Origin of the sequence: Synechocystis sp. PCC 6803 substr. PCC-P, from assembly GCF_000284455.1 — a bacterium.
Classification (GTDB): Bacteria; Cyanobacteriota; Cyanobacteriia; order Cyanobacteriales; family Microcystaceae; genus Synechocystis.
Genome location: NC_017039.1, coordinates 2589765 through 2603900 on the forward strand (window position 1 = coordinate 2589765; position 14136 = coordinate 2603900).

General features: G+C 48.4%; 15 protein-coding genes. 9 read left to right on the forward strand and 6 right to left on the reverse strand.

Features of this window, described 5'->3' with window-relative positions:
- The first annotated feature begins 15 nt into the window (after nt 1–15).
- The 3 genes from SYNPCCP_RS12130 (at nt 16) to ribD (ending at nt 3224) form a co-directional block, all read left to right on the forward strand.
- Entirely contained in the window at nt 16–1170 is a 1155-nt protein-coding gene (locus SYNPCCP_RS12130) for an RNA methyltransferase (protein ID WP_010873520.1), read from the forward strand.
- A 221-nt stretch (nt 1171–1391) separates the two neighbouring features.
- Nucleotides 1392–2030: a class I SAM-dependent methyltransferase gene (locus SYNPCCP_RS12135; RefSeq protein ID WP_010873521.1), complete on the forward strand. Its 639-nt coding sequence runs from the start codon at nt 1392–1394 to the stop codon at nt 2028–2030.
- 87 nt (nt 2031–2117) lie between these two features.
- Nucleotides 2118–3224 (forward strand): bifunctional diaminohydroxyphosphoribosylaminopyrimidine deaminase/5-amino-6-(5-phosphoribosylamino)uracil reductase RibD, encoded by a 1107-nt coding sequence (gene ribD / locus SYNPCCP_RS12140; RefSeq protein ID WP_010873522.1) that lies wholly within the window; start codon nt 2118–2120, stop codon nt 3222–3224.
- On the opposite strand, the gene SYNPCCP_RS17000 is transcribed toward ribD, so the two are convergent.
- On the reverse strand, nt 3175–3327 hold the full coding sequence (locus SYNPCCP_RS17000) for a DUF2256 domain-containing protein (RefSeq protein WP_071822661.1): 153 nt from the start codon (nt 3325–3327) through the stop codon (nt 3175–3177). The genes ribD and SYNPCCP_RS17000 overlap by 50 nt on opposite strands.
- Before the next feature lie 15 nt (nt 3328–3342).
- Nucleotides 3343–4629, reverse strand: coding sequence for a pitrilysin family protein (locus SYNPCCP_RS12145; protein ID WP_010873523.1), 1287 nt, complete (start codon nt 4627–4629; stop codon nt 3343–3345).
- A gap of 220 nt (nt 4630–4849) precedes the next feature.
- Between SYNPCCP_RS12145 and SYNPCCP_RS12150 the strand changes: the two genes are divergently transcribed.
- Nucleotides 4850–5911 carry an Mrp/NBP35 family ATP-binding protein gene (locus tag SYNPCCP_RS12150; protein ID WP_010873524.1) on the forward strand — a complete coding sequence of 354 codons (1062 nt, stop codon included), beginning with the start codon at nt 4850–4852 and terminating at the stop codon, nt 5909–5911.
- 2 nt (nt 5912–5913) lie between these two features.
- On the opposite strand, the gene accC is transcribed toward SYNPCCP_RS12150, so the two are convergent.
- On the reverse strand, nt 5914–7260 hold the full coding sequence (gene accC, locus SYNPCCP_RS12155; RefSeq protein ID WP_010873525.1) for an acetyl-CoA carboxylase biotin carboxylase subunit: 1347 nt from the start codon (nt 7258–7260) through the stop codon (nt 5914–5916).
- Nucleotides 7261–7377: 117 nt separating this feature from the next.
- Here accC and SYNPCCP_RS12160 point away from each other — a divergent pair, with 117 nt between their 5' ends.
- Complete coding sequence (locus SYNPCCP_RS12160; RefSeq protein ID WP_010873526.1) at nt 7378–8037, forward strand: hypothetical protein; 660 nt, start codon at nt 7378–7380, stop codon at nt 8035–8037.
- A gap of 37 nt (nt 8038–8074) precedes the next feature.
- Here SYNPCCP_RS12160 and SYNPCCP_RS12165 read toward each other — a convergent pair whose 3' ends face one another.
- The gene (locus SYNPCCP_RS12165; protein ID WP_010873527.1) at nt 8075–8554 is read right to left on the reverse strand and encodes a nucleoside deaminase; all 480 of its coding nucleotides are present in this window, start codon (nt 8552–8554) and stop codon (nt 8075–8077) included.
- A gap of 213 nt (nt 8555–8767) precedes the next feature.
- Here SYNPCCP_RS12165 and fmt point away from each other — a divergent pair, with 213 nt between their 5' ends.
- The 4 genes from fmt to rpsD all read left to right on the forward strand — a co-directional run bounded on the left by fmt (nt 8768) and on the right by rpsD (nt 12618).
- A complete protein-coding gene (gene fmt / locus SYNPCCP_RS12170) occupies nt 8768–9760 on the forward strand; it encodes a methionyl-tRNA formyltransferase (protein ID WP_010873528.1) in 993 nt (330 codons plus the stop codon).
- 35 nt (nt 9761–9795) lie between these two features.
- Complete coding sequence (locus SYNPCCP_RS12175; RefSeq protein ID WP_010873529.1) at nt 9796–10599, forward strand: ABC transporter ATP-binding protein; 804 nt, start codon at nt 9796–9798, stop codon at nt 10597–10599.
- Between the two features lie 121 nt (nt 10600–10720).
- A complete protein-coding gene (locus tag SYNPCCP_RS12180; RefSeq protein WP_231848037.1) occupies nt 10721–11845 on the forward strand; it encodes an abortive infection system antitoxin AbiGi family protein in 1125 nt (374 codons plus the stop codon).
- A gap of 164 nt (nt 11846–12009) precedes the next feature.
- On the forward strand, nt 12010–12618 hold the full coding sequence (gene rpsD, locus SYNPCCP_RS12185; RefSeq protein ID WP_010873531.1) for a 30S ribosomal protein S4: 609 nt from the start codon (nt 12010–12012) through the stop codon (nt 12616–12618).
- Nucleotides 12619–12856: 238 nt separating this feature from the next.
- Here rpsD and SYNPCCP_RS12190 read toward each other — a convergent pair whose 3' ends face one another.
- Entirely contained in the window at nt 12857–13936 is a 1080-nt protein-coding gene (locus tag SYNPCCP_RS12190) for an AI-2E family transporter (RefSeq protein WP_020862136.1), read from the reverse strand.
- Nucleotides 13933–14136, reverse strand: coding sequence for a hypothetical protein (locus tag SYNPCCP_RS12195; protein WP_041428192.1), 204 nt, complete (start codon nt 14134–14136; stop codon nt 13933–13935). Before SYNPCCP_RS12195 ends, SYNPCCP_RS12190 begins: the two co-directional genes overlap by 4 nt.

Here is a 14136-nt window from a genome sequence, read left to right on the forward strand (position 1 = left end):
CTTTACCATTGACCAATGCCAGACACTAGCGCCTTTTCCGCAACAACTCGGCCCTATTTTGCCACTGTGGCCCGGGGACTGGAGGCGATCGCCGCCCAGGAGTTAACTGAATTGGGGGCAGAACAGGTAAAGCCAGAATTTGCTGGGGTTGCCTTCATTGGCGATCGGGCCCTACTGTACCGCATTAACCTCTGGTCTCGGTTAATTTATCGGGTGCTGATGCCCATGGCCACGGTCAAAGCCTTTAACGCCCAGGACCTATACCGCAGCATCAAAAAAATAGATTGGGACGAATATTTCAGCCCCGAGCAAACTTTACAAATTAACTGCACTGGCAAAAATCCCCAGCTTAACCATAGCCATTTCACCGCTCTTCAGGTGAAAAATGCCATTGTTGATCAACAGCGTGATCGCTATCAACGTCGTTCTAGTGTTGACCTCGAGCAGCCAGATATAGTTATCAATGCCCACATTCACCAAAACCATTGTCAACTAAGTTTGGATAGTACGGGTTTTAGTCTGCACCGTCGGGGTTATCGGCCTGCCCTGGGGAATGCCCCCCTGAAGGAGACCTTAGCTTCTGCTTTGTTAACTATGGCCGGATGGACTCCGGAACTCCCCCTTTATGATCCCCTCTGTGGCTCTGGTACTTTTCTCTTGGAAGCGGGGCTACAAAGTTTAAACATTGCTCCCGGCAAATTTCAGCCTGGTTTTTGTTTTCAGCAATGGCCCGATTTCGACCAAGACCTCTGGCATTCCCTCCTGCAAACAGCCAAGGCCGGGGAAAGGGATACCCTCCAAGCTCCCCTGTGGGGCAGTGACGGCGATCGGGAGGTAATTCAGGCGGCTAAGAGCAATGCCCAACAATGTCAGTTGGGAGGAAAAATCCATTGGCAAAAATTGAATTTTGCCGACATTGAACCACCGGCCGCCGAAGGAGTGCTAATTTGTAATCCTCCCTACGGTAAGCGCATTGGCCAAGAGGAAGCATTGGGGGATTTTTATCAACAAATAGGGGATGTGCTCAAGCAAAGATTTAGGGGTTGGACAGCCTTCGTTTTCAGTGGAAACAAGGCTTTGACCAAACGCATTGGCTTAAGAACCTCTGCCCGTTTTCCCGTTAACAATGGCGGTCTACCCTGCACTCTGTTGAAGTATGAACTTTACTGAAGTTGCCACATTGAATTATTGATTATTGAAAATTTTTAACGGTAACAATTAACCAATTTGCAATTGTTGGTGTTGTCTCCAGTTTGCTCCCCTACTCTGACCCTATTTCGTCCTTGGGTGGGTCAGGAGATCCCGAAAAATGCCACCATAATGGGTTAGTAGTTGATTTCTCTTCTTTCTCTCCAACTACTGCTTACCATAAAGTTTTTGCTGTTTTCACCATGACCGATCGCCGTCAGTATGCTCCCGCTACCCAACGCAACCGAGAGACGATCGCCGCTGTTTTGCAGGAGTATCTCCCCTCCCAAGGCAGTATTTTAGAAATTGCCAGTGGCACCGGGGAACATGCTTGCTTTTTTGCGCCCCTATTTTCCCCCCGTTGGTGGATTACGTCTGACCCAGACCCCCTTTGCCGGGAAAGTATCATGGCCTGGCGAGACCATCAAGCATTGGCCAATTTTCAGTCACCTTTGGATTTGGACGTTAATGACCAGGTTTGGCCAGTGGAGCGAGAAATATTACGGGAACCCGTTACTAGTATTGTGGCCATCAACTTGATTCATATTTCCCCCTGGGAATCCTGCTTAGGGTTACTAACTGGGGCAGAACGCATTTTGCCGGAGGGGGGCATCCTCTATCTCTACGGCCCTTACCGCCAAAAGGGAGTACCAACGGCTCCTAGCAATGAAGCGTTTGATCAATCGTTGCAAAGTCGTAACCCAGCTTGGGGTTTGAGGCAGTTGGAAGATGTGATTGGGGAAGCGGGAAAGAGAAATTTACACAATCAAGCAATAATTCCCATGCCTGCTAACAATTTATCGGTAATTTTCCAGAAGGGGTCAGGGCAAAATTCTGGTTAATATTCATTACTCACAGTCGGGAATTGCTGGGTAATCCGTTGCTAAAAATCCAGTAGATTTGACTAGATTCCATTTCCCTACCCTGCCATGATCTCAGACCAAACCCATATGCGTCGTTGCCTAACCCTGGCAAAAACGGCGATCGGCAAAACAGCCCCCAATCCCCTGGTGGGGTCGGTCATTGTCCAGGGAGACGAGATTGTCGGCCAAGGTTTCCATCCCCAAGCGGGGCAGCCCCATGGGGAAATTTTTGCCCTCTGGGAAGCTGGCGATCGGGCCAAGGGAGCGACTCTATACGTCAATTTGGAGCCCTGTAACCATCAAGGTCGTACTCCCCCTTGTACAGAAGCAATTATTCAAGCGGGGATCGCCAAGGTGGTGGTGGGCATGGTGGACCCCAATCCTTTGGTGGCGGGTAAAGGTATTAGTCGATTGAGACAGGCCGGCATTGAGGTGAAGGTGGGGGTGGAAGAGGAAGCTTGTCAGCGACTGAATGAGGCTTTTTGCTTTCGCATCAAGCATCAACGACCCTTTGGCATTTTCAAATACGCCATGACTTTGGACGGCAAAATTGCCACTGCCCAGGCCCATAGCAGTTGGGTGACTAGTAGCTCGGCTCGTCATTGGGTTCATCAATTACGCAGTCAATGTCAGGCGGTGATTATTGGGGGGAATACGGTGCGGCGGGATAATCCTTTGTTAACGAATCATGGGGTGGGCGAGGTGAATCCTTTGCGCGTGGTGTTGAGTCGTAGTTTAGATTTACCCATAGAGGCTCAATTGTGGGATCAAGATGTAGCTAAAACTTTGGTTATTACGGAAAAAACCTGTGATCGAAATACGCTTAGCCATCTAGAAAAATTAGAGGTAGAAACCCTAGTGTTGGAGCAATTAACTCCCTTGGCGGTGATGGAAGAGTTATATCAACGGAACTGTTTGCAGGTGTTGTGGGAATGTGGCGGTATTCTCGCTGCTGAGGCGATCGCCATGGGGACAGTGCAAAAAGTCCATGCTTTTCTGGCCCCGAAAATTATTGGTGGGGTTGCAGCCCCGACTCCGGTGGGGGAACTGGGTTTTCAACAAATGACCCAAGCGTTGAATTTAACTGATCTCCATTGCCAGGCAATCGGGCCCGATTGGTTATTTACGGGCTACCTATGCGGGAACGACGACAACGGTCAGAGCAATATTTAACTTCGTCCCAACAATTGGCCCATTTTTTCCGCCAGGTGAAGGGACGCTGGCAAACGGGACAAATTTTGCTGGGCAGATGGGCTTTGTTACCTCGGTGGGCCATGGTTATTAACCTCGATCAATCCTCTGCTGGTAAAGCAATAACCTTGCCGTAGGCAGTGGGGGACAGGTAAGTTTGGGCTGATTTTTGTAGATCTGCGGCCGTTAAAGCTTGAATTTGCACGGGGTAGGTCAAGGCCGGTTCTAAATCGCCAATTTGGGCGTAGTAATAACCATATAAATTAGCCCGATCGCCGGGGCGTTCATTACCGAAAATAAAACGATTGGCCACTTGGGTGCGGATGCGTTCTAAATCCTTTTCTGGAATGGGTTCATTTTGTAGTCGCTCAATATGGTCTAGGATGTATTGCTCTACCATGGGAATATTTTCCGCTGGTAACTGGGCCGAAATGTAGAACATACCCTGGGTAGCCTGGGTGGAATTACTGGCACCGATCGCCGTCACTAAACCCTTTTCTTCCCGCAATTCCCTAAACAAACGCGACACTCTTCCCCGACCCAAAATCACCGCTAAGACCCCCAGGGGCAAAGTTTTCTCAAACTGGTCTAACCCTGGCGATCGCCAGAGCAAAATTAGACGGGCCTGTTGCAAACTGTCATCCACCACCGTGGTCGTTTCTACCTTAGTGAAAGGCGGCGGAATATTAACCAGCGGGGGCATTAGGGTTTGGGAAGGGGATTTGACCCGGTAACAATCGGCAAAACTGCGGGCTACAGTTTCCACCAAATTACCAACGGACTGATTGCCCACCACCGTCACTGTCATGGCTGGGGGCTGGTACCAATGGGCGTGGAAATCCCGCATTTGTTGAGCTTGGAGATTTTCGATAATTTCCCGCCGTCCCAAAACAGGGCGAGCATAGGGAGTGCCGGGAAAAGCCAACTGCACCACCTGCTGAAAAATGCGTCGCTGGGGATCATCCTGCGATCGCCGAATTTCCTCTAGCACCACTAACCGTTCCCGTTCAAAGGGTCCATCGGCAATGGTGGGATTGAGCACCACATCCAGCTGTAAAGGGGCCAAATGCTCAAAATCCTGGGGCGCAGAGGTGAAGTAAAACTGGGTGTAATCCTGGCTGGTGGCCGCATTGGTGCCCGCCCCCCTTGATTCAATGGCCCGCTCAAATTCCCCCATGGCCAGGCGGGGAGTACCTTTAAACACCATATGTTCTAAAAAGTGAGCAGTACCGTTAATTTCATCTCCCTCCCAGCGAGAACCCACCCTCAACCAGAGCTGAAAAGATATGGCTTCCACCGGCATCTGCTCCGCAATAATGGTCAAACCATTAGGCAACACTTCAACATGGGGCAGATTGAGGCGGGGAGGCAATAGGCTGGGGGTCATGGAGGAAAACGGATAGGGTTTGCTCTATGTCTCTTTCCACTCTGACACAATGCTTAGGTTTGGGGGGAATTTTCTTCTCTTTGCTGAGACCCTGCCCAATGGTAAAGCTTAACTATTCCTGGGGGGTAAACCGCTGGAACCTGCCCAAAAACCTTTAAGATCAAGGGGTGGACTGTAATCCCCAAGAGAATTCTCCCAATTTTTGTCATCATTTGCCACTATGCTAACCACCGATGCCGTTTTAACTGTACTCCGTCCCGTTCAAGACCCCGAACTACAAAAAAGCTTAGTGGAACTGAACATGATCCGGGATGTGGCGATCGCCGGGGGCACTGTTAGTTTCACCCTGGTGTTGACCACACCGGCCTGTCCTTTGCGGGAATTCATTGTGGAGGATTGCGAAAAGGCGGTGAAAACTTTGCCGGGGGTGGAAAAGGTGGAAGTAAAGGTGACGGCGGAAACCCCCCAGCAAAAATCCTTGCCCGATCGCCAATCGGTGGGACAAGTGAAAAATATCATTGCCATCTCCAGCGGCAAAGGGGGAGTGGGGAAAAGCACTGTGGCGGTGAATGTGGCCGTGGCCCTGGCCCAAACTGGAGCGGCGGTGGGACTATTGGATGCAGACATTTATGGTCCCAATGCCCCCACCATGTTAGGTCTAAGCGGTGCGGCGGTACAGGTGCAAAATAGCCCCCAGGGGGAAGTGCTGGAGCCAGTGTTTAACCATGGCATCAAAATGGTTTCCATGGGCTTTTTAATTGATCCAGACCAACCAGTAATTTGGCGGGGCCCCATGTTGAACGGCATTATCCGTCAGTTCCTCTACCAAGTTAATTGGGGAGCCTTGGATTACCTGATCGTGGATATGCCCCCCGGTACCGGCGATGCCCAGCTTACCCTAACTCAATCGGTGCCCATGGCCGGTGCAGTCATTGTCACCACCCCCCAAACTGTCTCTTTGTTGGATGCCCGCCGGGGTTTGAAAATGTTCCAACAAATGGGGGTAAACGTGTTGGGCATTGTGGAAAATATGAGCTACTTTATTCCTCCGGATCTGCCGGATCGCCAATATGATCTCTTCGGTTCCGGCGGCGGCGAAAAAGCTTCCAAGGAATTGAATGTACCCCTATTGGGCTGTGTCCCGTTGGAAATTGGCCTACGGGAGGGGGGAGACAAAGGCGTTCCCATTGTGGTTTCCCAGCCCGAATCAGCCTCGGCCAAAGCCCTCACGGCGATCGCCAAACAAATTGCCGGCAAGGTTTCCATGGCAGCCCTGGTTTAGCACTAGGGTGTTAAATGCTCTTCGATGAAATTGGTGTACACATCCCCGGCCAGAAAAGCTGGGGTTTGTAGTATGCGCTGGTGAAATTCCAATGTGGTGGGTACTCCAGTGATGGCGCATTCCCGCAAGGCTCTCTGCATTCTCTTGATGGCCGAAGGGCGATCGCCAGCCCAAACAATTAATTTGCCGATCAGGGAATCGTAGTAGGGAGGGATTTCATAGTCGGTGTAAACGTGGGAATCAATGCGGACTCCGGGGCCACCGGGGGGGAGATAAGCACTGATTTTGCCGGGGTGGGGGCGAAAATTTTGTTTGGGATCTTCAGCATTAATGCGGCATTCAATGGCATGGCCACGAATTTCCACGTCGGACTGGCGGAAGCGGAGTTTTTCTCCCATGGCAATGCGGATTTGTTCCGAAATCAAGTCATAGCCGGTAATCATTTCTGTAACCGGATGCTCCACCTGAATGCGGGTGTTCATTTCCATAAAGTAGAAATTACCGTTACCATCCACCAAAAATTCCACTGTGCCGGCTCCGACGTAGTTAATGGATTTGGCCGCTTTCACCGCCGCCTCCCCCATTTTTTTCCGCAAGTGGGGAGTCAAAAAGGGACTAGGGGCTTCTTCGAGTAACTTTTGATGTCGCCGTTGGATGGAACAATCCCTTTCCCCCAGGTGCACTACGTTACCGTGGCTATCGGCCAAAATTTGGAACTCAATATGGCGGGGTTTTTCAATGAATTTTTCCAGGTAAACCCCTGGATTGCCAAAGGCCGCCCCTGCTTCCCCCTGGGCCGCATGGAACAGTTTGAGAAAATCCTTTTCTTCCTGGACGAGGCGCATCCCCCTACCGCCGCCCCCAGCTGTGGCTTTAATAATTACCGGGTAACCAATTTCCGCTGCAATTTTTAGGGCCGTTGCTTCCGACTCAATCAAGCCCGGACTGCCAGGCACACAGGGCACACCGGACTTTTGCATGGTTTTCTTGGCGGTGGATTTATCCCCCATGGCGGTGATGGCTTCAGGGCTGGGGCCGATGAAAGTAATTTGATGGTCGGCACAAATTTCAGCAAAGCGGGCATTTTCCGCTAAAAATCCGTAACCAGGGTGAATGGCAGTGGCGTTGCGGGTGAGGGCGGCGGCAATGATATTGGGAATGTTGAGATAGCTTTTATTGCTGGGGGGTGGCCCAATGCACACACTCTCGTTGGCTAGTTGCACGTGGAGGGCATGGCGATCGATGGTGGAGTGGACTGCCACGGTGGGAATGCCCAATTCTTCGCAACTGTGAATGATGCGTAGGGCGATCTCTCCCCGATTGGCAATTAAAATTTTGGCGAATTGCATTGGCCCACCCAGCTCTAGCGTTGGAAAACGATGTGTTTAGTCTTTTAGTAGAATATCGGGTTTTGTTGACTAGGCGATCGCCGATATACTGACCCCGCGTCCCCATTCCCATTGCCCATGACTTCCCCACCAACTCCAGACCAGGCCGCCGATGAGTATTTTGAGTATCATTTTGCCCATCGGGTCACCCCGGACCACCACGAAATTTTTCTGGAATGCCAAGAACAGTTAAAAATATTAGTAACAAAATATCCTGGTTATATTAGCAGTGAATCCACGGAATTAAGATCTGAAGGGGATATTTTTGTAGCGGAGACTGTAATCCGTTTTGATACACTGGAAAACTTTATGGGCTGGATAGATAGCCCGGAAAGAAGGCAACTAATTTACCTAGAAGAAAATGCTGGTTATCAGTTTGAAGGTAAAGTTAATACGGAAGGTTACAGTCGTTGGCTAAAACGCAAGTTGAGCAAACCTTCCCCTGTGTGGAAAATCAATCTTTTGGTGTTGTTGGTGCTTTATCCCACTGTGATGGGCTTTAACCTATTATTCCGTAAACCGGATTTTATCGACTTTCCCACCTGGATGCTATTTGGTAATTTTTGTAGCGTCTCTATCACGGGTTGGTTTGCGGTACCTTGGGTCAGTGGCATTTATCAACGCTGGCTAGAAGGTCAAGGCACAAAAAAAGAGCAAGCACTGGCTTTAGTAACCATTATTCTTGCCCTGCTTTTACTACTGCAATTTTTCCGGGTAATTTTCCAACAATTGGCCTAAAAAATAACGCTACATTTTTGGTAAGATTTGTACCAATTTAATAGCGGGCACCGTCCGGTAACTGACGAAATTCCTGCCAAACTACTTGGGCTTCTTCCTGTAAAATTTGCTCCGGTGCCAGCAGTCTTTCGGGGTAAGGTTTTTCCAAGTCTTTACTGATGTTACTGTCGTCAAAGAGATCTTCAAAATCGCTCCAACCAGCGGCGTAGTAAATTTTGTCAATCCTGGCCCAATAGCTGGTGGCGTAGCACATGGGGCAACATTCACAACTGCTGTACATCACCGCCCCTTCCAGGTTCCAGCTACCCACGGTTTTACAAGCTTCCCGGATGGCATTGACTTCCGCATGGGCAGAGGGATCATTATCTTGGATCACACTGTTCCCGGCCGCCCCAATCACTTCTCCGTCTTTGACAATCACGACGCCAAAGGGACCGCCGGTCTTGTTGACCACCCCCGCATCCCTCATAATGGCGATCGCCTGGCGCATGTACTCACGGTCTTGTTCGGTAACCATTGGGGTATATCCTCAAAAAGGGTAGATTTAGTCCGATGAACTACGACTGTACTTGGTTGTAATTTGCTTAACTATCGGCCCGAATTGTACTTTTAATTCACTAGAAGGATTAATGCAGAGATGCCGTTTCTCACAATTCTTTACATTGTTAAGGGTAATTAAGACCATGGTAGTTAAAGGTGTAATGAACTGGGCAGACTTTCTAGATATTTTGTGATGAAAACTGTTTTCTTTGGTACACCAGATTTTGCTGTTCCTACCCTGGAAGCTCTTTTGGGGCACCCGGATATTGATGTGTTGGCGGTGGTGAGCCAGCCCGATCGCCGTCGGGGTAGGGGGAGTAAGTTAATCCCTTCCCCAGTTAAAGAAGTCGCAGTACAAGCCGGTATTCCTGTGTGGCAACCGGAACGGGTCAAACGATGCCAAGAAACCTTAGCTAAGTTAAAAAATTGCCAAGCGGATTTCTTTGTGGTGGTGGCCTATGGGCAGCTACTTTCCCCAGAAATTTTGGTCATGCCCCGGCTGGGATGTGTCAATGTCCATGGATCCCTCTTACCCAAATATCGTGGGGCTGCTCCCCTGCAATGGGCGATCGCCAACGGAGAAACGGAAACCGGAGTCACCACTATGCTGATGGACGAAGGCATGGACACCGGGGCCATGCTGCTGAAAACTACTACCCCCATTGGCTTAATGGATAACCTAACGGCGATCGGCGATCGATTGGCTAGGTCGGGGGCGGAATTGTTAGTGCAAACCCTAAAGGATTTAGATGCAGGCCAACTGCAACCCATTCCCCAAACTGAAACGGAAGCCACCTATGCCCCACTGCTGAAAAAAGGGGATTTTGTCATTAATTGGCACCGGAGTGCCCTGGAAATCCATAACCAAGTGCGGGGTTTTGCACCGGCGTGCCACACAGCTTGGGGAGAGCAGATTTTGAAAATAATTAGCACTGTTCCCCTTGGAGCTGAATTTTTTCCCCTCTTGCCGGAAAAGTATCAAGATTTAGCCACCGCCTACCTAAATTACTCATTAGAAGCGGGGGAACCAGGCAATATAATCGGCACCATCAAAAATTGGGGACCTGTTTTGGAAACCGGCAACGGCCACCTATTATTGGAACAAGTTCAACCCCCAGGCAAAAAGCCCCAAAGCGGTTGGGATTTCATCAACGGGAACCGGAGCACCATTAGCTTCGCCTAAATCAAAGTAATTGAGCGGTAATTGACACAGTTTCCATGAGCGATCGCATCACGCCGGCAGAAAACCTCGGTAGTCCAGAAAGTTCCCTACTCCTCGCCCAGGGACTATCCAAAAGCTTTGGCGGTCTGCGGGCAGTGGACCACGCCGATATTGTAGTCAAAGAAGGTAGCATCACCGGGTTAATTGGCCCCAACGGTGCTGGCAAAACCACCCTATTTAATCTACTCTCCAACTTCATTCGTCCTGACCAAGGGGAAGTGCTTTTCAATGGTGATTCCATTGGCCAGCTAGCCCCCCACCAAATTGCCCTACGGGGTTCTGTGCGGACTTTTCAGGTGGCCAAAGTGCTCTCCCGCCTGACGGTGTTGGAAAATATGTTGCTGGCGGATCAACATCAGACTGGGGAAAAGTTTTTGCCCCGACTAATTAATTTTCGACGGGTCCAGAAGGAAGAAAGGGCCAATCGGGAAAAAGCCATGGCCATGTTGGAGTCGGTGGGCCTAGGGGCTAAAGCCCAGGATTATGCCGGAGCGTTATCGGGGGGGCAACGGAAGTTATTGGAAATGGCCCGGGCCTTGATGAGCAATCCGAAACTAATTCTGCTAGATGAACCCGCCGCTGGAGTTAACCCCACCCTGATTGGGCAAATTTGTGAACATATTGTCAACTGGAACCGCCAGGGCATCACTTTTTTAGTGATTGAACACAATATGGACGTGATCATGACCCTCTGTCATCACGTTTGGGTATTGGCGGAAGGGAGAAACTTAGCCGATGGCACTCCCGAGCAAATTCAATCTGACCCTAGGGTTCTGGAAGCCTATTTGGGCGATTCCTAGAAAATTTAAGTCTAAACTACTTTTTTCTAACTTCAAATCGGTGGTGCCTAGCACAATGTCAAACAAGATCCCCAAAAATAGAACTCGGACATTTGACTTGACTCCCGGTGAAAAACCGGACATGTCCCCCTATTTATTTCATTTGACAACAAAAGACAGCCTAATAAATATTCTAGAACAACAAAAATTAATATTGAATATCCCTCGTGGTGCAAATAAAGAGAAGCATCCATATAAAATGGTTTGTTTTACTGAAAGCCCACCCTTCGCATTAGATTTTTTTAGATATAGATGGAGTGACAGAAAAGATAGAATCAACTTAGAGTATGGCTTAGGATTTAGCAAAGAGACAATGGTTCATAAAGGTGTTTATCCTACTGTTTATCTTGACGAATCTTTGTTTAGTTACGTCAAAGATCTTAAAAAAAGAGTAGATGGTAGCCAAAAATCAACCAATGAAATGAAGAAGGAAATGGAACTTTTGATAGCACAAATTTCCCCTCTATTTGAAAATGCAGACTTACGGGGCTATACATGGGAAAGAGAATGGCGATGTACACGAGGAGATTCTCTAGAGTTTGATTATGTCGATATAAGATATATTTGTTGTCCACGCGCAGAACAAGAAGCTATCAGAAAAATAATAGAAGATTCTAATGAGGTTGAAGCTATCCAGCACATTCAATTTTTAGAAAATTGGCAGGAGTATGATGAAATAACCACTTTTTTGCAGAGGAGACAATTTACTGGAGACGATGAATTAGAGGAACTACTGGCGGAAAAGTGCCGTACCAACAATTTAATTAATTATTACAATTCACACTATAAAAAAATAGATGAACTGAAAACTCATCTCAACCAGGTAGTCAATTACATAAATAACAAAAAAGAAGAGATTCAAGATTCAATCAACAGAGAAGCAATACTTGAATATATAGCAGAAAATTTTGGAGAAGAGTCAATTGAAGGAGGTGTAAAGAGTATAATAAATGACGGGAGTATTGACCTCGGCTTAATTATTGCCAATGTTGCATATTGTGTCAAACAGAAAGTGAAAAAACAGGTGAAGGGAAAAAAAGTAGATGGAGAATACATACGTCGCAGCATAGAAGAAAACTATGCAGATAACCAAACTCAAAAAGAACGAAACAATGACAACAAAGTGATAGAGGATATTGAAAGTGGTATGAACTCTTCATTCAATTCAAAGTGGGAGAGGATAATCGACCCACTAGAACAACATTGACTATTGAGATGTGTATTGTATTTGTATGCCTTGTTTTTACAATGCAAAGTTAATGATTTAAGCTAATCCAGTGGCTACCTTATCTAATAATCTCTAGGTTTTGCTTGGACAATGGGGTATAATGGGACGTTTGGGAATTATTAATTAGGAGATGACCAACTAAGATGTCTCGTTATAGAGGACCTCGTCTGCGGATCGTCCGCCGCCTTGGGGAATTACCCGGTTTAAGCCGCAAATCCCCTCGCCGTGCCTACCCCCCCGGCCAACATGGCCAAGCCCGTCGCAAACGTTCTGAGTATGCCATTCGGCTAGAAGAAAAACAGAAACTACGGTTGAACTACGGCATTACGGAAAAGCAATTGGTCCGTTATGTGAAAAAAGCCCGTCGGGCTACGGGTTCCACCGGACAAGCTCTGTTAGAACTGCTGGAAATGCGCTTGGACAACACTGTGTTCCGTTTGGGCATGGCTGGCACCATTCCGGGGGCTCGGCAGTTAGTCTGCCACGGCCACATCACCGTTAATGGCCAAGTAGTAGATATTCCTAGCTACCAGTGCCGCCCCGGGGATATTGTCAGTGTCCGTGATCGGGATCGTTCCCGTAAATTGGTGGAAACCAATATGGAATTTCCGGGTTTGGCCAATGTGCCTTCCCATTTGGAGTTCGATAAAAATACGTTTACTGGCAAGGTCAACAGTGTTATTGACCGCGAGTGGGTGGCGTTGCAGATCAATGAATTGCTTGTAATTGAGTATTATTCTAGGAAAGCGTAGATCTGTCTGGGGAAATGGGGGAGGTTTCACTTTCCCTTTCCCTAACCACGGAAGGGTGGCATTTTTTGAACAAGCATAGAGTTAAAAACTGCGAAACTTCTTTGGAAGTTAATATTTAGCATTTCCTGACTGATTCAATTTAGATCTAGTCGATGTGGACTTCGTGGGAGTTTACAGGAGGATTATTCTCACCTTCAGGCCGACTTATCCGTCAGTTAAACCTACTGTGGCCCCCTCTCTAGGATTTTGGTAATGCAGGGGAGGTTTGTGTTGGTTTTTCTTCTCCAGCGTCTTCCGAGCTTTGCCAACGGTCAAGAATATCTTTTATTAGTATTTCTTGCACTAACACTTGTCCCACTAGGGTTAGGGGCACCGCCAACCACAGTCCAAAAAGTCCAAACACACTCACAAAAAAGACCTGGGCTAACAGTAAAACTCCCCGCAAAATTGGCTGGGGTTTGCCCATGCAATGGAGGGTGATCCAATGGAATTCAAAATAATTAATCAGTCCATAGAGTACCATCACCAATAGGGGTTTCCAGGCATTATCCAACAGGGCGATCGCCATGGCGGGGACTAGACTAATCAGGGGGCCAATGTTGGGAATGACGACAAAAATACCGGCCACAAGGGCTAGGGCCAGGGGAAGCCGCACCTGAAGTAAAACTAAACCGAACCAAGTGGCAGCGGTGACCACCACAGCACTGACTACCACCAACCGGAGCCAATCTTCTAGCAAGATTTCCGATTCCTTCAGAATTACATCAACCCGTGCTCGATAAAAAGCGGGGAAACAACGGATGAAACCCTGACGGTAAGCCCTGGGATTAGCCAAAAACATCAAACTAAGCACAATCAACAGTAAAAGGGTGAGGGGTAACCCTAGGGTGCTGTAAAACAGGCCTAAACCGTTGCCGGCTAATTTTTGCAAAATGGGCCTAATCTGCCCGGTAATTTGTTGCCAGTTGGGCAGGAGGGGGGTTAATTCTGGGTCGATCGCCCTGGCTATTTTCCGGAGCCATTGTAGAGTGCCATCAATGCTGGCGGGCACCAGGGTCAGGAGTTGCTGGAATTGGTCCACAAAGGGGGGAATGATCAGAGCCACTACTATTACTAGGGCCAACAGTAGAATGATGACCGCTAGGGGAATGGATAATTGTTTTTTGACGCCCCGTCGCTGGAACCATTGGGAAAGATGGTTGAAACCGTTGGCCAGCACCACCGCAGCAAACAGCAGTAGCAATAATTGGCGGATCTGCCACAGGACTGCCCCCATCAAAAGGAGACTAATAAAACCAGACCATTGGGCAAAGGTCATGGTATTTTCCTCCCCTGCCATTCCTGTAGCCCTAACCAAACGGCGATCGCCAGCACTGGAGTGAACACCAATAGTAAGACCCAGGGCAACTCCGGTGGGGGAGCAAAGGCAGGCACAATAAATTTAATGCCCCAGGAGATTAAGAATGAGGGAAGTAATACTTTTAGAGTCAGTAATGCCAGAGAATTTAAATGGGACAT

What these genes read in the sequence shown, in the direction of transcription:
- SYNPCCP_RS12130 (WP_010873520.1), top strand. Translation starts at nt 16, where the DNA reads ATGCCAGACACTAGCGCCTTTTCCGCAACAACTCGGCCCTATTTTGCC.
- SYNPCCP_RS12135 (WP_010873521.1), top strand. Translation starts at nt 1,392, where the DNA reads ATGACCGATCGCCGTCAGTATGCTCCCGCTACCCAACGCAACCGAGAG.
- ribD (WP_010873522.1), top strand. Translation starts at nt 2,118, where the DNA reads ATGATCTCAGACCAAACCCATATGCGTCGTTGCCTAACCCTGGCAAAA.
- SYNPCCP_RS17000 (WP_071822661.1), bottom strand. Translation starts at nt 3,327, where the DNA reads ATGGCCCACCGAGGTAACAAAGCCCATCTGCCCAGCAAAATTTGTCCC.
- SYNPCCP_RS12145 (WP_010873523.1), bottom strand. Translation starts at nt 4,629, where the DNA reads ATGACCCCCAGCCTATTGCCTCCCCGCCTCAATCTGCCCCATGTTGAA.
- SYNPCCP_RS12150 (WP_010873524.1), top strand. Translation starts at nt 4,850, where the DNA reads ATGCTAACCACCGATGCCGTTTTAACTGTACTCCGTCCCGTTCAAGAC.
- accC (WP_010873525.1), bottom strand. Translation starts at nt 7,260, where the DNA reads ATGCAATTCGCCAAAATTTTAATTGCCAATCGGGGAGAGATCGCCCTA.
- SYNPCCP_RS12160 (WP_010873526.1), top strand. Translation starts at nt 7,378, where the DNA reads ATGACTTCCCCACCAACTCCAGACCAGGCCGCCGATGAGTATTTTGAG.
- SYNPCCP_RS12165 (WP_010873527.1), bottom strand. Translation starts at nt 8,554, where the DNA reads ATGGTTACCGAACAAGACCGTGAGTACATGCGCCAGGCGATCGCCATT.
- SYNPCCP_RS12175 (WP_010873529.1), top strand. Translation starts at nt 9,796, where the DNA reads ATGAGCGATCGCATCACGCCGGCAGAAAACCTCGGTAGTCCAGAAAGT.
- SYNPCCP_RS12180 (WP_231848037.1), top strand. Translation starts at nt 10,721, where the DNA reads ATGTCCCCCTATTTATTTCATTTGACAACAAAAGACAGCCTAATAAAT.
- rpsD (WP_010873531.1), top strand. Translation starts at nt 12,010, where the DNA reads ATGTCTCGTTATAGAGGACCTCGTCTGCGGATCGTCCGCCGCCTTGGG.
- SYNPCCP_RS12190 (WP_020862136.1), bottom strand. Translation starts at nt 13,936, where the DNA reads ATGACCTTTGCCCAATGGTCTGGTTTTATTAGTCTCCTTTTGATGGGG.
- SYNPCCP_RS12195 (WP_041428192.1), bottom strand. Translation starts at nt 14,136, where the DNA reads ATGTCCCATTTAAATTCTCTGGCATTACTGACTCTAAAAGTATTACTT.